We start from the raw sequence: 19,877 nt of genomic DNA, 5'->3' as shown, positions 1-19,877 counted from the left end.
ACATAAACATTGTTTTGACTATCTATCACAATGCCAGATGGGAAGTCAAAACTCCCTCCTCCAAAAACTTTATGCCATCGATATGTTCCATTACATGTATAACTTATTAAAATAAAATCATTGCGATTAGGGTTTGCTTCATAAGTTGTTACTGCTACTGGTGCACCATTATTAACATTTACATTATCCATTGTAATTACCGATAGCACATAAATATTACGTTGACTATCGGTTACTACATCTACCACTTCTTCTTTTTTAGAGATTGAATTAATCCCTCCTCCAGATTGCAACCATTGGAAGCTTTGAGAGAACAAGGTTATGGGTAATAAGAATATGGCTATCGGGAATAGGTAATGGGATATGGGTAGTTTTGATTTCATGTTGCGTGTTTTAATAGTTTTTAAAAATACGAAAAATAATAAGAAAAAAAACTGAAAGTCGAAAATTACGACTTTCAGTTTCTACAGTTTATTTAGTTTTTTAGTAGTTTTTCATTAAATAGTGTTTCGCCGTTTTGCATTAATTTTATGATATAATAGCCTTTTGACCATTGGCTGATGTCTAACTCGATGCTTCCTTTGTTTTCGACACGCATAGTAGTATATAATTCTCTTCCCATGGCATCTGTTAGTATTAATTGAATAGTGCCTTTTGCTACTAATTCATAATAAACTGTTGTAGTGTATGATGCAGGATTAGGAGCCAAGGCTATTTTATTTTTTGGAGGTGCCATTCTTGGAACATTGCAACTCATAAAATCTAAACTACTAGTATCCAGGCAATTCAATTCTTTGCCATCTGTACTATTCAGATTCACAACTATATTACCTCCATTAAACCCATTGTTAGGGATAAAATATCCTGTGTAAACTGTGGTACCTCCATTTAAGGTTATTGTACTAGGGCTAAAATAGCCTTCTCCATTAGGAGCAGTTAACGTGGTATATAATGTATTGCCTATTGCATTGTCAATGGCAAAACTAACGTAATATACCTGTTTATTGCTGATTTGATCACAGTAAAGTTCCATAACATCAGTTATATTGATGTCACATTTGTCACAACGATCTACTTTTATCTGGGCTGTTCCAAATGTTTCATGACAATATCCACTATCTAAAAATTGTAGATATTCACCATTTCCTACATTTACATCAGACATAAATCCACTGCCTGATTCCTCCCCATTAGGAGTAGTCCAAATCCATTCATTTAAATCTTCATTTGGTCCAATAATATATCCATTAAAATTGTCTCTATTACAAAAGTCATAACAACCGTTTGGAAACAACCATTTATGACTGTTGAGATCAACGGGTAAATCGATTTGGTTGGTTCTACTACAACCCAATAATTCGGCACGAACTTGTAGCGGTCCGTCGTGGTAGGAAATAGCAGTTGTACCTATAGTTCCATTACTCCAAATATACACCACATCGGTTTGGGGATTAGTAACCGAAACCGTTACTTGATATGGGTTGCATAGCACATTAGTAATTGCTAGAAGTGGAAAATTAGGTGTTTGATACACCATTACCGAATGTGTTGTAAGTGCGCTACTACAACCCCCACTATTAGCCACCACACTAAATATATAATTACCTGTCGTAGGAGGATTGTAGGTCATGGTAGTATTACCAGGAATTGTTGTAAAGGTTGTGCCTCCGTTAGCACTTACTTGCCATGTGTATGTTGTATTTGAGGCAGCAGGTACCGTTAAAACAATAGCACCACTACCCTTACAAATAGCCGTTTTTCCTGTAATTACTGGAGACGTGAGTGGAATAAAACTTACGTTTATAGGTAATATATCTACTACTTCTCTGCAGCCATCTGCTGTATATGTATGATTTAGTTATACATATCTCTACTAATTGAGATAGACATGTATGAAATTATCATTTACAATAATACATAAAATAATTTATTTAAAAATGAGGAAAACCGTAATGGTTAAATATTTATTGTGATTACTTCGTTTAGTTTTGTGGTGTAGGATTTGGATAATTTTTCTTGTTTCATTTTTCAAAATTAGAAATGATAATTACACTTAGTTTTTAATGCTATTGGTTATAATTTTATTTTTTGTTCTATTAAATCTAAAATTTCTTTACTACTAATACCATATATACCCAGTACATCTTTAATATAGCTTACATTATATTTTAGCCTGTGATGTGCGTTTTCCACTTCGCCATTTAGTTTATTAAATCGAAGTTCTTCAATTGTATATCCTCTTTGTTCTAACTTCAACAAGTGCCAGTCAGTGTAATTTAAAGGTAATTTAATGCTCCTTAAAATAGAATCGTTTTCAAAAAAAGTAGTCTGTACTTTTATTTTCGTTTTTCCTATTTGCATTTCATCCTCTATGAAATTAATTTCAATTAAAAGACCCTCCCAAGTTTTAATTATATCATAAAAATATAGGAAATCTATGGTAGCTTTTGCTGTGCTGAATGTTTCACATGGCACTTCTAATTTAGCCCCAGGAATTACCAGCGTTAATAGATTGTCTGTTATGGTCATTTCCAAAACTCTGGAAGCAGTTCTTTTTGAAATGGCTCTATAAGCTTTACGCATGTTTGCTAACTCATTTTTGAGTTTGGACTTACGGATTTTAAAAGATGCTTTGTTCATAATTTTTGGAGATATTATAATTTAATTTAAGGTCGTAGTAAAAGTAGAAACTTAACTAATAGTAAGTTTGAGGAAAACCACATAGTTCTTATTTTTTAATATATTTTTTAATAATATATTTTGTGATAGGTTTTAAAGGTTTTTCTACTAGAGGGTGAAAACCTGGTCCATTATAGTATTCAACCACCGAGTCGTTGACTTTATAATAATAAATTGCTGCTTTATTCTTATAAAAAAAAGTAGTTTCTGGGGTAACATTAATCTTTTTTAAATCAATAGCCTTTTTATTAATAACTTCAATGTGATTTGCGCTGAATGTTCCTAAGACATTTTTCATTTCACAATCTACTTTCTCATAATGGTCAATTTGCCATTGCATGCATTGAAAATCATTCTTTGAATTATAAGAATTTCCTATAATTCCAACTGCAGATATAGCTACCAGTCCCAATCCGCCAAACATCATTTTCTTTAATTTACTTTTTTTGTGAATCAACTGAATTGATTCTTCATCAAATGTTTTTGGAGAGATTTCATTCTTTACTTCCCAGTTTTTTTTCTCTACTTCATATCCTTTAGAATAATTTTTATAAGGTCGTTTTTTAAAAGAAATAAGAATAGCTACCATTTCTAAATTAATAATGGACGGACTTTCAATTGAGCCTTCTATTAAATTTCTAATAGGTCTGAATTTATCAATATCCACATTTTCTATTTTCTTTTTTAAATCATCTTCTTTAGTTGCGCTAAAAAAGCTTTCGAAAATCACATTATCATTATTATTCAATCCTTCCTCAAATAAAAGTAAACATAAATTTCGTAGTTGCGCAGGTGATGGTTTTACTAAGAACCCTTTAAGGTCATTCTGTCTAGCAATTATTATTTCTTCTTTGATTGAACGGATATAATCATCAATAGTTACACTCATTTTTGGAATTCATCGGAATTAATACTCATTATCGGAATTACCGGAATCACCTTCTGTAAATAGCTATAAAGCCTATTTACTTTGCCTCAGAATTAGTTCTTGTTCGATTTCGCGATAGGAACAAATGTACAAAACTACTTCTTAAAAATGATGCTTAACAGACTTGAAATTTTATCAAGGGAAGTATAAAACTAAATTCTGTTAAAGCTCATTTGACTTCCCTAAAACATTTTGGATCAAGATCCAAAAGCCCAGCTGTTATTTTTTTCGAGAATACCTCGAGCAGCTATTTACATGTCAATTTTAAAAAGTAAACCCATGAAGAAAATACTCTTTTTAGCTGTACTTTCAGCTTTCGCCTCTTGTTCTAATGATGATACGTCACTTGAGCGATTCACTACAAAAACAATTGAAAACAATCTATTTCAAAAAGTCGGCGATACGCTGCCTGAAAGTGGTGGTCAAGGTGGTCATATTCCTCCACCAAAAAAACCGTAGTTGTTGCTGTTTTTAGGGAATGAAAAACAATTCTTTTTCATTCCCTATTTTATTTTTTCTAGTTATTGCACTAAATTCATGTTCTTTTTTTGAAAGAAGCTAACAAATTAGTGATTTAATGTTAGTTGAAACCTTAAGTTTCAAGTTTTGAAAATGATAAAAAAGTTCCGTTATTTAAGGCTAAACGTATTAAATACGTGCCTAATATAAGCCTAAATAATTAAAAGCTAATCAAACCAAACATTATAGAAATTCGTTAGGATCTAAATACATTTGACTAAGTCAACAACATTTGACAAATCTGGTAACAGTGAGAATCATTTCAATTAATCGAAAAATAAGTCCATCTATTTTTATTTTTTCTCCTCCAGGATTAAAACACAAAAAAACTAAAACGATGAATTTATTTTTTTTTTCTAAAAGTCCTGTATAACAAATATGCACCACCACCAACTATTGCCATTTTACCAAAGCCATTGCTTGAATTGTTATCCTCGCTATTTGAAGTCTTTGAATCACCACCATCACAAACACCACAGGTGCCACCGTTATCATTACAATGTTTACAATAGTTACATGTTGTACAAGCTTTGCAGTTACTTGAACCAGTGCAACGGCCTGCCTTTACATTGTTAATTGAAAAGAGTGCTAACATTAGAATTAAGTAAAATTTTTTCTTGGATAGAAGCATCGTTGTTTATTTCTAATTGTTGAGATTTAAGTTTCCAATTCTATTTTTTTTTCAAATGATTGGTTTAAATAAGTAAATTCCCTATTAAAGTTTTTGATCTTTGTGATTTTTATCTTTCTTTACTTTTATTGAATTTATATATTTTCATTACCTTTCTCATTCGTTAGAATCTTCATTTTCTTTTGGCTTGTGTTCTTATCCTCACTTTCTTTATTGAAAGTAATGGAATTATAAACCGTACCCTTTTCTAAATTTCCAAAATTATCTGAAGGGTATAGCCATTTATTCTTGTTTGTTGGAATTGGATTTTGGTCTGATTTTGAATTTTCTGTAGCAGCTTTTTCACCTTTTGTTGCTTTCTGCTTTTCCTTATCATTTTTGAAAAACAAGTTATATACTTTGACAATAATTACAGTAAAAGTGATTAAGATTACTATTGAATAGAGCTTTTCCATTATCTTGAGCTTTAGATTAATTGTTTAATTGAACACTTTGCGTTATTTATAAAATTCCTCTCTTTTTCAAGTGATATTCTAAACCACTTAATTTTTGGTATTCATCGCTAAACGGCACTAGGTCATCCCATTCTTGTGCGGTTAACGTATTGTATTTCTTAAATTTGACACTGTGTTTGTCAAAAAATAAATCTATAAAGTACAATGCATTTTTGAATATGTTTGTATCAAAATACACGTTCAAATTTTTATGTAATTTTTCTTTACTAGCTTCTAAGCCTTTTTCTGTGATTGTTTCTCCAGGTAATAAAATTAAGTTATGGTATAAGTTTTCATATTTAATCAACCAATGCAGTAGATTAATTTCATTAGAAAGATCTAAATTATTATACTCCTGAATTGAGGTTGCTGCTTCTTCTTCGCATTTTAAATACTCAACTAATGTTGAAATATCACTAAAATACTTAGCAAACTCATCTAGGTTTTTATACTGCATTGTCCATACTAAATTGTCGTATAAATCTTTATGCTTATTTTGCCAATTTTTTAGTATGTCACCATTTATTACTTGGTTCTCGTATCTTTTTAGTTCATTAATAGCTCTAACGGCTTGGCTATTGTTTTTAATGAATGTTGCTGATTTATTAAAATATACTTTTTCATCTGAATAAACTCTACAATTTATGTTGCGAGCATTTTCATCTAATTCAAAGTTGTTTGGGCAGAAACTGTAACAATGGTATATGTCTTTAATGGTTTCTTTTTCGAATAGTTCGATAATTAACGTTAAGTGTCTACCTGTATTATTACCTACGAAAGCGACTCCTTTTTTTGTTTTGTTGTTACACTCTTCGGAAATACAACCTCCTTCGTATGGTATTAAGAAATCGTCTCCTTTTCTAAATTGATCAAAGCCTTCTCTTAGCTTTTCTAAATAAATTGTTTTTGTGGTATCTTGGTATGTTCCTTCATCATCTAAAACCTTAGCAATTGCCTCTAAATCCATATTTGAGATGGCTGCAATTAAGCCTTCTCTTGTGTTTTTTATGTATTCGACCTGAAATAGTTCTCCTAATTTTGACAGTAGTTTTTTTTGGTTTTGGTTCATAATAAAGTTTTAAAGTACCGATATGGATTTTGCAAATACATTTTCTTATTCTAACAATACATAATAAATTGTTGAATTTATAAAGTTTGATTAAAATACCCTTCTTACTATTTAATTATGTATTTGTCTGTCATCAAGTTTATTTCAATACTTTTGATAATACTTGGGCAACATCTTGGATCATCTTCTAAATAATCTTGATAAGTTGCAAAAGCTTTTTCATTATTTATACTATCTAAATACAAATTTCCGAAGCCTATTTTATTTCTAATTTTTTCAAAATAATCTTCTTTTATTTTATACTCTTGTTTACTATTTGACAGTACTATAATTTCATTTTGAGCATAATTTAAAGCAGCAGCACCATCACATGCTACTAAGTTATAAACAACAATTGCATCCAAAATTGCATCATCATTAATGTAGCCGTAATGATAAACCAATAAAGAATCTTCTGGGAAACCAATAGTTGGCAACAAAGATGTCATTTCGGGATCATTATCTTGAAAATAGCTCCAACTGCATCTTATAGAGTCTAAGTAAATTCCCTTTTCAATTTGCTTTTTTTGCCAAGTTTTAAACTTTGTTTTAATAGCTGATTTATGCTCAGTTTTATATGGATTATTTTTATTTGTACAAAAAACAAATAATAAAGTAAAAGTGAGTACCATCAAAATTTTCATATTCATATTCATTTGAATGTTATTTTATCTGCAGATTTCAATTAATAATTTTTTAAATTCTGAAATTAAAAAAATCTGGCTATTTTTTTACAATATTCTGCATAAATATCAGATTGATTTTTTGGATATGTAATCATTAAAGTCTGATAAAAATCAGGTTGGTTATTGTTATTAGAATTTTCAACTTTTTTGGACAAAGTCTTTTGATAAAATATATCGCCATTTTCATTGAAGCCTGAAACAATAAAATAATCTTTTTTTAATACTTTATAAGTAATTCTTTTATCGTTATTTGACATATCAAAAACATGCTTAATTGTTGGCGTTACATCGACAAGACTCATGCTGCCAAAAGTACTTATTTGCGCTTTCTTATCTTTTGATATAAATACCTGACCATCGCCATTATATGATTCTCCTTGAGAAATAAAATTTTTGGGATAATCTATGCAAAAGTCATATCTAACATTACAATACTTATAGTAAAGATTTTCTTCAAACTCTATTTTGTCAGCTTTATGTTCTATCTTAGAAATTGTATCATTTATTTGATTACTATTTATATTAGTTGGTTGTTTTTCATTTTTACAGGAAAATGTCATAACTAAAATTAGTAATGCTATTGCTATTTTCATATTGTATTGTTTTTTACTAATTATATATTTATAATATTATTTTTTGTTAACGTATAAACAAGTACAAAATAAATTTAAAATCTTAGAAATGTTTTTTTTTTATAATTGTTAGCGAGTTTAAATTTACGCTCTGAAGGTGCGTAAATTTTCACAAAAAGTTGTTTTTACAAAATCAAAAGGTTTGTCTCCGACAGGATATTGTGAACCCAAACAAAAAAATAATACTTGAAGAACATTCTTTATAATTTTGTGTCATAATATTTGTGAACTAGACAATTTCCATCTTTAACAACAACTTCATATACTATTGAATGTTCATAGTCTTTCCAAGTCATTCCAGCTAATTTTACAAAGTTTTGCTCATTAAAAAATCTTATCCAATTGTTTGTTTCTGAACTTGGTTCTATCATTAAAACTCTGAAGCACAATTGTTCTTTATTTGCTTCTTTTTCCGTGAGATAGCATGCTACCTGTTGATTGTAGTTTTCAAATTCAACAACAAAGGAAATATAATCTGTTCCATCGTCAGTTTTTTCTATTGAATAGTTTTTATTTTCTTGTATTATTTTTGATTTTGTAGATCCGATTTGTGCCTTGACTGTTGTTGTTATAAAGATTAAAACAAAAAAGGTAAAAATGTTTTTCATAATGGTTGAGTATTTAAAATTATATAAATGGTTTACAGAGTATATTCCACTGAATTAGTTTTTATAGTTTAATTTTTATTCTAATGCTAATTTAATTTTCTTCTCCATATCTACTTGGTGTTTTATAGTTTAATAAATAGCAAGGTTGTATACGAACGATATCATTTCTTAGTCAATTATATGAAAAGAGAAACTGTCATCATTTTGCCCATCTATTATTAAATTAAAACTTTCTAATTGCTCTAACTGAAAGCAAACTTGATTTCGGGCCCGTATTGTTTGAGCCGTCGGAGCTGAAATTGACACTCCATGAAGTTGTTGCTGTTGCTTGTGAAGCACTCCAATAAGAAGCATTATTAAATCCACCTATCGCAGATCTATTCAAATAAAGCTTATATAATTCATCTCTACTTGGCAAATACCAATCTGAAAAGCCTCCTGATGATAAGTTATTACATATTGCAGCTGCTATAGTTGTTGAAGTACAACCATTTACAATAGCTGTAGTACTTGATAGGCCTGTTCCAAATGATGTACTTGTACCGTTTATTGATGTTCCTGAACATCCCCATTGAGCACTAGAACTTTGATTTGATGTTGTAGCTATTAAGCCATGAGTTTGTCCAGCCACATAACCGCTATCACCAGAAACATATATATATGCAATTATACCTCCTTGATAAGGTTGACCTACAGATAAATTAGGCAGAGTAGTAAATGAAGTTGAGTTACCATATGCCGTTCCTATATTATTGGTTGCATATGCTCTAACATAATAAGTAGTATTAGGATTTAATCCTGTTAAAGAACTTGAAAAAGACCCTGTTCCTGAACCATTAATTGTTTTTGAATTAGCTATTGTAGGACTAGTGGTCGTGGTACTCCAGCAGACTCCTCTTGAAGTAATTGAGGATCCGCCGTCTGTAGCAATACTTCCTCCATTAGTTGCAGTGTTTTGCGATATTGAGGACGAGTTAAACGTCGTTATTCCTGTTGGTATTGTTGCGGAAGATGTTGTAAATATTTTTGCAGTACCATAAGCAGTACCAGCACTATTTGTAGCATAAGCTCTAACATAATAAGTTGTGCCCGGTAATAAACTTGTCAAATTACTAGTAAAACTTCCTATTCCACTACCATCTATAGTTTTTGAATTATTAATTGAGGGACTAGAAGTAGTATTACTCCAGCATACACCCCTTGATGTAATTGATGCACCACCATCACCAGTACTATTTCCACCACTTGTTGCTGTAGTTTGCATTATATTTGAAACAGAATTAGTGGTCATACCAGTTGGAATAGTTGGATAAAGGGTAGTAAATGTTTTAGTGCTTCCATAAGCAGTACCTGCGCTATTAGTAGCATAAGCTCTAACATAATATGTAGTGCCAGGTAATAAACTTGTCATGTTGCTAGAAAACGTACCTATTCCATTACCGTCTGTGGTTTTTGAATTTGAAGTTGTTGGACTTGAAGTTGTATTACTCCAACATACACCTCTTGAAGTAATTGTAGCTCCACCATCTCCTGCTATATTTCCACCACTATTCGCTGAAGTTTGTGTTATTATTGAAATAGCCGTTGTTGTAAGGCCTGTTGCAATTGTTGCGGATGTCGTTGTAAAAGACTTTATATCTCCATAAGCTGTTCCAATAGCATTTGTTGCATAAGCTCTAATATAATAAGTTGTATTAGGGGTTAAACCTGTTAATGAACTAACAAAAGTTCCTATTCCTGTTCCATCATTTGTTTTAGTATTAGCGATAGTTGGAGATGTTATAGTATTACTATAACAAACACCACGACTTGTGACCGCTGAAGCACCACTATTCGTTATAATTCCTCCTGTTTTAACTGTAGTAGCGGTAATTAGATTTGCTTCTGTTGTCAATGAAATTATAGGTATTGTAGCTTGAAGTGTCGTAAACGAAATTGACTTTCCATAAGCAGTACCATCACTATTAGTTGCGTAAGCTCTTGCAAAGTATGTTGTACTTGGTGATAGGTTATCTATCATACATGTATAATTACCCAAAGTAGAGTTGCTGTATATTTTCTTTTGACCTAATATAGTTGGATTATAATCGATACCATAACAAATGCCTCTTGCCGTCAAATTTGATCCATTGTCAGTTAATACATTTCCTGAAACACTTACCGTTGTTTGCGTTACATCAAAAAAGTCATCTGTTTTAACAGCATTTTGTAAGTTACCATAATCGAATTCATTCGTACAACTAATTATTAATACAAAAAAAGTCATAATAATTAATTCTGTTTTTGATTTGAATATTTTTTCCATTTTAAATCGATTACTGTTATTTAATATTTATATCTTCCTTTTAAATTAAAAGAAATACCAAAAGTAACTTCAGGTTTATAAAAGTCCTTTTCAATATCCATAAATGATACGCCTCCGTTAATATTTATTACTCCACTTAGACGAATCATTAAACCTGTTGTTGCAACAGAATACCCTGTTTTTTCTAAACTAATTTCATTAGAATAATCATTATTAATTATTCTGTCATAATATCCATAACCAGCACCCAAGTTTAGGTAAAGTCTTTTAAATATTTTGATATTTGGACCTAATTCTATTTCTGTTTTATTTTTTATGATTGTACCATTTAAAATATCTTCTTCTGGTGTTAAACTTGTTCTAGCAGAAAGTCTAAATCCTATCGCAGTTTTACCCCCGCTTTCATATATCAATCCGTAATTTGCTATCTCACCACTTTGAAAACCTAAACTTGAGAAAGGTCTTAAGTTTGGTTTGTTTCTTTTCTTGGTCGCTTTAAAATCTTTTTTCGCTTTGTTGTAAATTTCATCAAATTCCGAAGATGAATAAGTTCCTAGACTATTTATTACGCTGTAACTAACCTGACTGTTATAAGGCTTTAATTTTATAGACCGCTGAATTCTGATTTCATCGACCTTGGCTTCTTCTTTCTCTATTTTTACTAAGTCTTCTTTGGCTTTATTTAATCTATGAATAAATTCTAATTCACTTAATTCACTTAATTCATAATCACTAATTCTTATCGCTTTAGCATACGGTGCTAACTTTATTCTGCGTTCATTTATTAAACTGTTTAATTTTTCCCTTTCTAAAGCCTCAACTCGTAATACTCTTTCTCTCTCCTCTTTAGCTTTTGCCTCTCTTTCTAATTTTTCTTTTCTTTCAGCAGCTTCAATTTTAATCCGTTCTTTTTCTAATTCTTCTTCTTTTATTTTTTTTTCTTTCTGATAATTAAAAGTGGTCAAATCTTTTGGCAAAGAAATTAATCTATTTGCAACTTGCTCAACATCTTTATAGTTTCTACCATTTAAATTTTGATATTTTTTTAAATAAATGTTTACTAAATTTCTAGTTTCATCTAATAAAGAATAATCTTCGTAAGGATTTGATTTAATTAATTCATCTTTAATCATTATTTCTAAATAAGAAACTTTTGGAGGCACAGATTTATAAGCTATTTTAGATTGCTTAATATACGAATTTGCAGTTGTATAATTATTTTCTAAGTATGCTTTTTTTGCATTTTCATAATTCAAATCTTCTGTTTTTTGACAAAATGAATTTTGAACAATAAAAAATAAAATTAGCAAAAACCATTTTAATTTATTCATAATTTACATGTTTTTATACTATTTATTGTCTTCTTGTTTAAGCTCTTTTGGGGCTTCTTTTTTGACTTTGTCATCTTCTTTATTAGTTTCTTTTATGTCTTCCTTCTTATCTTGTATTTCAATATTTTCCTTAACTACCGTTTCTTGCACACAAGATATTAAATCATTGTCTCCTTTATAACTAGTTACATCTTTTTTAATTTTAGCTATAACATCCAACAAATAAGGATAATCTCTGAATTTTTCATCCTTTCCTAATTTATCATACAAAGAAGAAATTGCACCTTGATCTTTTTTTTCTCTGTATTCATCTAATTTTTTTCTCAGTGCACAGGTGTTTTCTTTATATGTTGTCAATAAACCAAGTATACTACTTTTTCTATTATTCAATTTTGATTTTGCATCTAGTTGTGGCAATTTATTAATTCTATCTATGCTTTCATTAACTTTTAATTCATCAAACTTTTTATTTAACACATTTTCCCTAATTTCTAAAAGCGCTAAGTAGTTCGAATTAAATGATTTAGCTATTTCACAAGTTTTTTGTTCTTTCTCATTAGCTTCAATTTCCATACTATTAATTAATACTCCAGAAAGTATAAAATTTTCTTTATCGTTATTTATTGATAAATCTCTTGTTTCAAAATACTTGTCAGTAAATAATTCATCAAAAGATTCTTTTAAATAATGCTCGTTTGTTTTTTGAATTATACTTTTTAATTTTAATATTTCAATTTTTTGCATTTCAATAATTGAAGCTGATTTTTTTGGTAATTCTTCGTTTAAATTTGAAATTTCACTATTCTGTTTTTTTGTTTTATCATTATTCTTTTGAGAAAATGAATTGATTGAAAAAATCAAAGTTATTATTGTAATATATTTTATCATTACTTAATTTTTTTTAAAGTTATTATTTTATTAAAAATCACTATCAATTTCTATCCAATCTCTATAAGCATTTTCTAACATATTTATATTTTCTAATTTAATATTTATAAACTTAGATTTGCTTTTGTATTTATTATCTAAACTTGACATTTCATTCATTTCATTCTTTAGTTTAAGGTACTTCTCCTCATCAAAATTACCCAATCTACAAAAATTATTTATTTTGTTTGGCAAAGAAACTGCATAATGATCATAAGCTTTTATTTGACCACGATAATACTCTATTCTTCGATTTTTTGATATTATATTTTCTAATTGAGTTAGCCACTTAAAAATATCCCCACTTGTATGATTACTATTAGTATTTAAATAGCCTTCACATTTTGCATAAACTAAATCTGCATAAGCAGTATTTAAATTGTTTAAGAGGTTGTTCTTTGCAGAGCCTGTTATTAAACCTTCTGTATGTGAACCATTTATTTCTGAAGCTATTGATGCATAATTACTTGCATCAAATTTTTGAGTTTTAAGATTGCTAATTAAACTCTCTAAGGCTTTAACATTTGTTGGGGCAGGATCGTTTACTTTATTCATACTTTCGACCTCATCATTTTCAAAATACATGACGAACCCTATAAGCAAAATACCTATCAGAAGAATTCCTCCTAAAATAATACCGCTTCTGTTTTTATCTGTTATTTTTATCATATTTAGTTTTTCTAATTTCCCTATTTGTCAATTGTTTTCCTTTTTTTTAATATATTTTTTTCAGGGGATTCTTGATTTTTATTAGGAGTTTGTTTAGTATCAGTGGAGTTTTCATTCTTGCCCTTTGTGCTGGTTTGTTTTACTGTTTCTTTTTTCGAAGCCTCTTTATTTGTTTCTATTACTATTTCTTTCTCTTCAATTTTAACTCCCGCTTTATCTTCTAAATTTTTAAAGAACTCTTTCTTTTTATCGTCATTAAAATCTAATGTGTCTTTTTTAATAATATCATCTAAATTGGTTTTAAAGAAAACGACATAAGTGTTATTTCTTTCAGTATTTTTGAAAGACCATTTGTTGTTGTCAACACTAAAACGATATTTTTCTAATTTTGGATAATTTGTTTTATAGACTTTTTTAGGATTTTGTGTGCTATCAATTTCAAATAGAATAGTACTTATGGTATCGTTTTTAACATCTTCTATTGGGACAATTTCTTTACCGGTTAGTGTATTAGAAACAGGCTCCGGTTTAGGGAAGAAAATAGTCCATGAATAATAACCAATAACAACAACCATTATCATCATTAAAATATAAATGCCGTATTCTTTAAAAAAATCAGGCTTATTAGAGCTTTTTGGGGGCTTTGGTGGTTTTGGTGGTGCTACATATTTTTTTGATATTGTAACAATCAATCCAAAACCTTGTTGAAATTTTGGTTCATCTGTTGTGTTATATTCTAAAACATCTCCTTCCTTTAGAAGCACATTTAATTCTGTTTCATTTTTGTTAAAATCAACTAAAATATTATTAATTTTAAGCTCTTTTAACACTCTATCGTTATTATATAAAAGAACCTCTTTTATATGTTCGTTGGTTTCATTAAATGACTTTAATCCTAAAGATTTTATTATTTCTGGAGAAAGTGCTTTTTCTTCGTTAAAAGCATATACATTTTTAAAAAAAGGTAAATTTTTACTATTAAAAACGGTACTTAGATTAGAGTTTATTGGGTTATAGTAACAAAAAGCATCTTCATTAGAATTTAAATGAATAAAGTTTTGCTGCTTAATCTCTAATAGTAAATCAAATTTTAATAAATCATCATAATTTTGATTCTCTTTTGGAGTTTCATTATTTTCAAATTCTAAATATTTAGTATTAATTTTTTGTAAAAAATTTTCTATATTAGGTAATGGATATTTTTTAGGCACATATAACCTAATTGCATAAAAACCCGCTCGACCAACTAAATCGGTTAAATAGGCATCAGTTACAACTAATGAATAAACTCTATAATTTGATGTAAGCTGCAAAGTATAGACATCTGATTGATTAGCTAGCTTTGTAGAAAGATTCCGTTCATCAATAACTGTTTTTTCAATATCTTCACTTTGTTTTATTTCTTTAAAATTTTCAGAAACGTATAAATCATCAACACCTTTTGTTGTTCCGTGAATTATTAATCCAAATGTATTCATTCTTTTTATAATTAAAATTAATTAAATACTTTGCCAGCACCACCCCTGATAACAAAAGAATCTTTTGTTATTTGATTGACAATTGTTTTTGCAAAATCCTTTTCCAAAGTATTCAATATAGAACCATATGAAATGCTCCCTATTGAAAATGGCATCACTTTTATCTTAATTGAATTTTTATTATCTTCTCTAGCTGCTAAGCAGTTGTTTTTTAAACTTAAGAAATCTTGATTCAAAAAATCGAGAGCAAGATCACCATTCGGTCTATCATCATAAGCATATTTAGAATCTTTAATAGCATCAAATTTATTAACTACTAAATAAATTGCATCAGTTTTTGCTAAAACACCATTTGCATTAAATATTTGCAAAATATTAGGAAAAACAACTGATTGATCGTAAGTATTGTTTGAACTGCTATTTTCATGTTCTAACGAATCAATAACAAAAATTAAAATTTTCTTATTATTATTATTAATATATTTTAAAAACTTTGATACTTCAGCATTATCCTGGATAGAATTATATAATTCACCCGGAACATCAACAATATTTAAAGGATGTCTTTTGTTATTTGCATCATTTAGTGAAGCAGCAATATAGTTATAAGATCCGCTTGGCGTAGCTAATGGTAAAACACCCCTAGTTAAATCTTGAATTAAATTAGTTTGAAATGTTAATCCAGCTGCATGATAGGAATCAGGTAATAGAACCCCAGTACTATGAGCTATATTTAGTAAACCTGCTATCATTGTTGACTTCCCTGAGCCTTTAAGTCCTACAAAATATACGTCTGTTCTACCTTCTTCCATTGACGGAAGATCTTCTACAGAATAACTTCTAGTAATTTTTTCTGCACTGCAATAATATTTTAAAGCATTAACTATTTTGGGTGCTACCCCGGCATCACTAATATCATCAAAAGTAATGGCTTTTTTATTTATTAATCCTTTTATTTCTTCAGCAAAAATTTTCCCTTTAATAATTTTGTCAATATTAATTTGTTTTTGTTTTTCTAAAGCTTCTATATCTTCTTGTGTTTTTGTTTCTGTTTTAACTTTAGCTTGCATTAAAACAACATCTTTTATAGTTTCTTGGCTTAAGCCAGCTGTTATGAACTCGTCTAATGTAATTTCTCCGTTCTTTATTATATCAAGAATGTTTTTAACTGGTATTGTATTGCAGTTAATCAGTATATTGTTTTTTTTAATTTCGGTCATTTTTCTAATTTTTAAATAATTAAATTTCTCTTACATTTTCAATTTCTAATGGGTCTAAAACACCTCTATCGCTTTTAACTTGATAAGCTTTAATTTTTTCTGTAAAAAAAGGAATTAAAATAAACAAATGTATTATTAAAACAGCAATTAAAGGAATTGTATAGTTTGGAGGGTACAAAATATTTAATTCACTTGGTTTGTTTAGAGGCAATTGTTCTTTATCGAACTCTACAATAATTTTACTATTGTCTAGTGGCAATTCAACAACTTTAGAATTGATTAAATCTACACTATTTTCTACATACTCGTTAAGTTTGGTATAAGAATTTACCAAGCTTAAACGTTTCCAATTGTTAAAAACGCTAAGATATTTTTTATTATTTAAATTTAGAGTTGAATCGATGTTTTTAATATTGTTATCTATTTTCAGTTGAAACGGAGTAGCTTTAGCTAAGACTAAACTTTGTGGATTAAGATATTCAGGATTGTTTAATAAATTAGAATTCATATTATAAGGGCTTGCCTCCAATTTACTTTTTATAACATTGCTTTTGGTTACTTTATATTGTTTAAGTAAACTATCTAGTTTTGATTCAAAATTTTGAATATCTTGATTAGCTCTGGTTTTATATAGCAAAGCAGCATTGTCAACTAAATCAATTTTTGTTGTTGCTTCTTGCTGAATTTTTGATTTAACTTTGTATTCAATATTAATAAAATGTGACATCAAATTGAAACTCACAAATGCTAATAATATAAAGAAAACCCAAAAAAGTAATGAAGAATGAAGGAATTTCTTTTTAATCATTTCTTCTTTATTTTTCTTTAATAATTGTATTACAAAGAAGTAGCAAACTACTAAGAACATGCTACCTAATAGGCTCATTACAATATTTCCGTCTGTGATATATAATAATCCCATAAAATTGGCTACTAGGATTATTAAAAGAAAAATTGAAGAAACTATGTCTACGAATAAAAAATTTTGTTGTTTCATTAATTACTAATTTAAATGATTTTATAACTACTAGATGCTTGTTATAATGTCTAAGGTTTTGAGGTTATTTTTTAATATTGAGTTTGCATTTAAAATTCTGCTAATTTCTTGACTTGAAATGTTTTTGTTTCTCGATTTTATTAATCCTATAAATCCAGATACAATAGGTGCTGCCATGCTTGTTCCTTCTAAGACTTCATACTTATTACCTGGTTTAGCACCATAAATATTTGTTCCTGGAGCATAAATAGTTGTATTACTACCAAAATTTGAAAAGTCAGCTTTCTCACCATTTTGATTTATTGCCCCAACTTTTATAGTAGAACTTGCTCTTTGAAATGGGTCGAAACCTGTCATTATATTGCTGTTCCCTGCTGCTAAAACACAGGTTACATTTTTCTCATTTGCATAATTGAATAAATCGTTCCAGAATTCTTCCTCATCTTTTGCATTTGAATTAATGTATTCCTTTTGTTCTTGGAGTGGAATATTTAAACCTATTGGTACTTGCATTCCTAGCGATAAGTTAATCACATCTGCATTATTTTTAATTGCGTATAAAATTGCATCTATTATGTAAGTATTAGTCATCATCCCATTTTGATCTTCCACTTTAATTGGCATAAACGAACAATCAGGACAAACGCCTACTAAACCTTGGTTGTTGTTACCATTAGCAACAATCGTTGAAGACACATGTGTTCCGTGATTGGTATTACTAGGACTAACATTGTTAGATTTATCAATTACGTTATAAGGCTTGATAGCTTTCCCTTTTAATTCAGGATGATTTAAGTCGAAACCATTATCAATAACAGCAATAGTAATACTTTTATCTCCTGTCGTTTGTTCCCATGCTTTATTAATATTAATTGCTTTTAGGTACCATCCAGCACTTCTATCATTTAACTTAGGATCATTAAAAGTTTTAACGTAATCAAATAAGGTTTCGTCCCAAACCAAAAGTTTATATTTGTCTAATTTAACTTTTACTTCACTTTTGAAATTTATTCTATCCTCTTCTGGTAGTTGAACCTGTAAGCGATTTACCACACTATCTATATAAATAATTTTATATGTATCTGATGGGTATTTTTCTTTTAAATCATTGGCAAATTTTGCTATAGAATTTGGAGAGCTTTTTATTGCAATATTCACCAAATCTGCTACTATCTTTCTTTGATTTAAAGAATCTGTAATGATTTTAGAAGTATCAATAGGAATAATTTGAGCTATTTGCTCTGGCATATATTCTTGCTGCCAATACTCCACTTCTGATAAGTTAGTAGCATTAGAAAAAGAATTGTGATTTAAATTATTCCAACTTTTTAAAACTATAATCCAAAACAAAACCATCAGTACAAATCCAAAGAATAAGACTATATAATAAGAAAACGGAAATTTAGGCTTTGTATTCATATTTATTTTGGACAGTTAACTAAATATTGCCACTCTGTGTTCTCTTGTGGTGCTTGTACAACTATTTTACAAGATTTAGATGTAGTAGGGTCAAAATTAAACTCAACGTAACCTCGTCCACTTACTAAACCATTCGTTGACGTAACCACTTTATCATCAAGATATACAATCAATTCATCAGGAATTCTATTCATATCAAACTCTACTATAACTTTACCTTTTTTATTCCCTAAATCATGAATGTTTTCAGTTATTCCCTGACCGCCAGATTTTACAGTAGCATCACAATCAATAATTTTTTGGTCAACAGCTGTTGTGTCAATTATGACCCTATTTTCACATTCGATTAGACGTTGGTTTAAGTCGTTAATTTTTTTGTTATAACTATCTAAATTTGGTTCCCAAAATAAAGCATAAATTAAAATGCCTAATAAAAGAAAAAACAATATATAGAAAAGATACCAGTATTTATAAAAAAAGTCTTTCATCCTTATATAGCATTATAAATTATTGTTTTGTACACGAAAACTAGAATTATTAAAGCCGCTAGAACTAAAAGTAACCACCAATAGTTAGAAGCAAACCATTTTAAGAAATTTAAAAAACTTGATTCTTCTTCTTTTTCAGTTTCTATAATATCTTCTACAATAACATCTTCAAAAGTATTTACTTCTTCTTCTATAAACTCTTGAATTTCTAGGTCTTCAGGACTATCCTCAGAAATAATACTGTCTTCTGTAATACTGTCTGGATTATATATTGGATAGTTAATTTGAATTTCATCTTTTTTACTTGGATCAATTACAATATTTGGTTTATAATTTTTTGAGTTATCAAATTTCCAACCCCAAACAATACAAATATCTTTACCATTTGAAAATATAAAATTGTCAGTATGATTGAAAACTTTTTTTAAAAGGTTAGCCCAGTTTATATTGTTCTCTTCATTAGAGGCTGACAGTTGCTTTATTTTAGCATTGATTACTTCTAAAAATTCCCAGTATTTAATTAATTGTTCTTCTGCCTCTACTTTGCTTTTTTCGTTGATATTAATCAAATTTTCATAAGTAGAAAACCAGTCAAACATATATGCATTTTGTATTGGTTTTGCTAAAATGTTTTTATAGTTCTTCTCGAGATTAAATGCTAAAAAATTAGCCACTTTATCATAATGATTAAATAAATAACTGTTGTCGTGCGACACAGGAACAAATGTGTCTGTAGGTATTTGATGGAATTTATTCAT

The 19,877-nt window shown here is 28.9% G+C and carries 23 protein-coding genes; 2 read left to right on the top strand and 21 right to left on the bottom strand.

The genetic code is table 11. The features are described 5' to 3' along the window. A partial coding sequence (locus G507_RS16575; RefSeq protein WP_026716922.1) for a hypothetical protein occupies window positions 1–293 on the bottom strand: 293 nt, incomplete at its 3' end. Between the two features lie 182 nt (window positions 294–475). Continuing rightward, window positions 476–1,729: a T9SS type A sorting domain-containing protein gene (locus tag G507_RS0107490; RefSeq protein ID WP_245575605.1), complete on the bottom strand. Its 1,254-nt coding sequence runs from the start codon at window positions 1,727–1,729 to the stop codon at window positions 476–478. Between G507_RS0107490 and G507_RS17820 the strand changes: the two genes are divergently transcribed. Beyond that, window positions 1,629–1,853: a hypothetical protein gene (locus tag G507_RS17820; RefSeq protein WP_026716920.1), complete on the top strand. Its 225-nt coding sequence runs from the start codon at window positions 1,629–1,631 to the stop codon at window positions 1,851–1,853. The two genes, G507_RS0107490 and G507_RS17820, sit on opposite strands and share 101 nt — an antisense overlap. A 103-nt stretch (window positions 1,854–1,956) precedes the next feature. Here G507_RS17820 and G507_RS17995 read toward each other — a convergent pair whose 3' ends face one another. From G507_RS17995 to G507_RS0107475, 3 genes are all read right to left on the bottom strand, one after another. Next, window positions 1,957–2,025, bottom strand: a complete 69-nt coding sequence (locus G507_RS17995; RefSeq protein ID WP_157496514.1) for a DUF4113 domain-containing protein — start codon at window positions 2,023–2,025, stop codon at window positions 1,957–1,959. A 48-nt stretch (window positions 2,026–2,073) separates the two neighbouring features. After that, window positions 2,074–2,640 (bottom strand): hypothetical protein, encoded by a 567-nt coding sequence (locus G507_RS0107480; protein WP_157496513.1) that lies wholly within the window; start codon window positions 2,638–2,640, stop codon window positions 2,074–2,076. Between the two features lie 88 nt (window positions 2,641–2,728). After that, entirely contained in the window at window positions 2,729–3,568 is an 840-nt protein-coding gene (locus G507_RS0107475; RefSeq protein ID WP_026716918.1) for a hypothetical protein, read from the bottom strand. A 318-nt stretch (window positions 3,569–3,886) separates the two neighbouring features. On the opposite strand from G507_RS0107475, the gene G507_RS0107470 reads away from it, so the two are divergent. Then, entirely contained in the window at window positions 3,887–4,066 is a 180-nt protein-coding gene (locus G507_RS0107470; RefSeq protein ID WP_157496512.1) for a hypothetical protein, read from the top strand. Between the two features lie 403 nt (window positions 4,067–4,469). Here the strand turns inward: G507_RS0107470 and G507_RS16570 are convergent, their stop codons facing one another. The 16 genes from G507_RS16570 to G507_RS0107390 form a co-directional block, all read right to left on the bottom strand. Next, window positions 4,470–4,721 (bottom strand): hypothetical protein, encoded by a 252-nt coding sequence (locus G507_RS16570; RefSeq protein WP_051191528.1) that lies wholly within the window; start codon window positions 4,719–4,721, stop codon window positions 4,470–4,472. A 170-nt stretch (window positions 4,722–4,891) separates the two neighbouring features. Beyond that, complete coding sequence (locus G507_RS0107460; RefSeq protein ID WP_157496511.1) at window positions 4,892–5,212, bottom strand: hypothetical protein; 321 nt, start codon at window positions 5,210–5,212, stop codon at window positions 4,892–4,894. Between the two features lie 46 nt (window positions 5,213–5,258). Further along, window positions 5,259–6,320 carry a hypothetical protein gene (locus G507_RS0107455; protein WP_026716915.1) on the bottom strand — a complete coding sequence of 354 codons (1,062 nt, stop codon included), beginning with the start codon at window positions 6,318–6,320 and terminating at the stop codon, window positions 5,259–5,261. A 107-nt stretch (window positions 6,321–6,427) separates the two neighbouring features. Beyond that, window positions 6,428–6,991: a hypothetical protein gene (locus tag G507_RS0107450; protein ID WP_157496510.1), complete on the bottom strand. Its 564-nt coding sequence runs from the start codon at window positions 6,989–6,991 to the stop codon at window positions 6,428–6,430. Between the two features lie 77 nt (window positions 6,992–7,068). After that, window positions 7,069–7,638, bottom strand: a complete 570-nt coding sequence (locus tag G507_RS17305; protein ID WP_051191526.1) for a hypothetical protein — start codon at window positions 7,636–7,638, stop codon at window positions 7,069–7,071. A gap of 239 nt (window positions 7,639–7,877) precedes the next feature. Next, a complete protein-coding gene (locus G507_RS0107440; RefSeq protein ID WP_026716913.1) occupies window positions 7,878–8,285 on the bottom strand; it encodes a hypothetical protein in 408 nt (135 codons plus the stop codon). A gap of 223 nt (window positions 8,286–8,508) precedes the next feature. After that, window positions 8,509–10,590 carry an Lcl domain-containing protein gene (locus G507_RS0107435; protein ID WP_026716912.1) on the bottom strand — a complete coding sequence of 694 codons (2,082 nt, stop codon included), beginning with the start codon at window positions 10,588–10,590 and terminating at the stop codon, window positions 8,509–8,511. A 20-nt stretch (window positions 10,591–10,610) separates the two neighbouring features. Further along, complete coding sequence (locus G507_RS0107430) at window positions 10,611–11,921, bottom strand: hypothetical protein (RefSeq protein WP_026716911.1); 1,311 nt, start codon at window positions 11,919–11,921, stop codon at window positions 10,611–10,613. 18 nt (window positions 11,922–11,939) lie between these two features. Continuing rightward, the gene (locus G507_RS0107425; protein ID WP_026716910.1) at window positions 11,940–12,809 is read right to left on the bottom strand and encodes a hypothetical protein; all 870 of its coding nucleotides are present in this window, start codon (window positions 12,807–12,809) and stop codon (window positions 11,940–11,942) included. A 30-nt stretch (window positions 12,810–12,839) separates the two neighbouring features. Next, window positions 12,840–13,517, bottom strand: a complete 678-nt coding sequence (locus G507_RS0107420) for a TrbJ/VirB5 family protein (RefSeq protein ID WP_157496509.1) — start codon at window positions 13,515–13,517, stop codon at window positions 12,840–12,842. Between the two features lie 20 nt (window positions 13,518–13,537). Continuing rightward, window positions 13,538–14,995, bottom strand: a complete 1,458-nt coding sequence (locus tag G507_RS0107415) for a hypothetical protein (protein ID WP_026716908.1) — start codon at window positions 14,993–14,995, stop codon at window positions 13,538–13,540. 17 nt (window positions 14,996–15,012) lie between these two features. Next, the gene (locus tag G507_RS16560) at window positions 15,013–16,215 is read right to left on the bottom strand and encodes a TRAFAC clade GTPase domain-containing protein (RefSeq protein ID WP_051191525.1); all 1,203 of its coding nucleotides are present in this window, start codon (window positions 16,213–16,215) and stop codon (window positions 15,013–15,015) included. A 19-nt stretch (window positions 16,216–16,234) separates the two neighbouring features. Beyond that, entirely contained in the window at window positions 16,235–17,212 is a 978-nt protein-coding gene (locus G507_RS0107405) for a hypothetical protein (protein WP_026716907.1), read from the bottom strand. Between the two features lie 30 nt (window positions 17,213–17,242). Next, window positions 17,243–18,631 (bottom strand): S8 family peptidase, encoded by a 1,389-nt coding sequence (locus G507_RS16555; RefSeq protein ID WP_035665791.1) that lies wholly within the window; start codon window positions 18,629–18,631, stop codon window positions 17,243–17,245. A gap of 2 nt (window positions 18,632–18,633) precedes the next feature. Further along, on the bottom strand, window positions 18,634–19,119 hold the full coding sequence (locus tag G507_RS0107395) for a hypothetical protein (RefSeq protein WP_026716906.1): 486 nt from the start codon (window positions 19,117–19,119) through the stop codon (window positions 18,634–18,636). A gap of 2 nt (window positions 19,120–19,121) precedes the next feature. Next, on the bottom strand, window positions 19,122–19,877 hold the full coding sequence (locus G507_RS0107390; protein ID WP_026716905.1) for a hypothetical protein: 756 nt from the start codon (window positions 19,875–19,877) through the stop codon (window positions 19,122–19,124).

Origin of the sequence: Flavobacterium gelidilacus DSM 15343 (genome assembly GCF_000422685.1) — a bacterium.
GTDB lineage: Bacteria > Bacteroidota > Bacteroidia > Flavobacteriales > Flavobacteriaceae > Flavobacterium > Flavobacterium gelidilacus.
This window is presented reverse-complemented; position numbering and strand designations above follow the sequence as displayed.

What these genes read in the sequence shown, in the direction of transcription:
- G507_RS17820 (WP_026716920.1), top strand. Translation starts at nt 1,629, where the DNA reads ATGGTAGTATTACCAGGAATTGTTGTAAAGGTTGTGCCTCCGTTAGCA.
- G507_RS0107480 (WP_157496513.1), bottom strand. Translation starts at nt 2,640, where the DNA reads ATGAACAAAGCATCTTTTAAAATCCGTAAGTCCAAACTCAAAAATGAG.
- G507_RS0107475 (WP_026716918.1), bottom strand. Translation starts at nt 3,568, where the DNA reads ATGAGTGTAACTATTGATGATTATATCCGTTCAATCAAAGAAGAAATA.
- G507_RS0107470 (WP_157496512.1), top strand. Translation starts at nt 3,887, where the DNA reads ATGAAGAAAATACTCTTTTTAGCTGTACTTTCAGCTTTCGCCTCTTGT.
- G507_RS16570 (WP_051191528.1), bottom strand. Translation starts at nt 4,721, where the DNA reads ATGTTAGCACTCTTTTCAATTAACAATGTAAAGGCAGGCCGTTGCACT.
- G507_RS0107460 (WP_157496511.1), bottom strand. Translation starts at nt 5,212, where the DNA reads ATGGAAAAGCTCTATTCAATAGTAATCTTAATCACTTTTACTGTAATT.
- G507_RS0107455 (WP_026716915.1), bottom strand. Translation starts at nt 6,320, where the DNA reads ATGAACCAAAACCAAAAAAAACTACTGTCAAAATTAGGAGAACTATTT.
- G507_RS0107450 (WP_157496510.1), bottom strand. Translation starts at nt 6,991, where the DNA reads ATGGTACTCACTTTTACTTTATTATTTGTTTTTTGTACAAATAAAAAT.
- G507_RS17305 (WP_051191526.1), bottom strand. Translation starts at nt 7,638, where the DNA reads ATGAAAATAGCAATAGCATTACTAATTTTAGTTATGACATTTTCCTGT.
- G507_RS0107440 (WP_026716913.1), bottom strand. Translation starts at nt 8,285, where the DNA reads ATGAAAAACATTTTTACCTTTTTTGTTTTAATCTTTATAACAACAACA.
- G507_RS0107435 (WP_026716912.1), bottom strand. Translation starts at nt 10,590, where the DNA reads ATGGAAAAAATATTCAAATCAAAAACAGAATTAATTATTATGACTTTT.
- G507_RS0107430 (WP_026716911.1), bottom strand. Translation starts at nt 11,921, where the DNA reads ATGAATAAATTAAAATGGTTTTTGCTAATTTTATTTTTTATTGTTCAA.
- G507_RS0107425 (WP_026716910.1), bottom strand. Translation starts at nt 12,809, where the DNA reads ATGATAAAATATATTACAATAATAACTTTGATTTTTTCAATCAATTCA.
- G507_RS0107420 (WP_157496509.1), bottom strand. Translation starts at nt 13,517, where the DNA reads ATGATAAAAATAACAGATAAAAACAGAAGCGGTATTATTTTAGGAGGA.
- G507_RS0107415 (WP_026716908.1), bottom strand. Translation starts at nt 14,995, where the DNA reads ATGAATACATTTGGATTAATAATTCACGGAACAACAAAAGGTGTTGAT.
- G507_RS16560 (WP_051191525.1), bottom strand. Translation starts at nt 16,215, where the DNA reads ATGACCGAAATTAAAAAAAACAATATACTGATTAACTGCAATACAATA.
- G507_RS0107405 (WP_026716907.1), bottom strand. Translation starts at nt 17,212, where the DNA reads ATGAAACAACAAAATTTTTTATTCGTAGACATAGTTTCTTCAATTTTT.
- G507_RS16555 (WP_035665791.1), bottom strand. Translation starts at nt 18,631, where the DNA reads ATGAATACAAAGCCTAAATTTCCGTTTTCTTATTATATAGTCTTATTC.
- G507_RS0107395 (WP_026716906.1), bottom strand. Translation starts at nt 19,119, where the DNA reads ATGAAAGACTTTTTTTATAAATACTGGTATCTTTTCTATATATTGTTT.
- G507_RS0107390 (WP_026716905.1), bottom strand. Translation starts at nt 19,877, where the DNA reads ATGAATAAATTCCATCAAATACCTACAGACACATTTGTTCCTGTGTCG.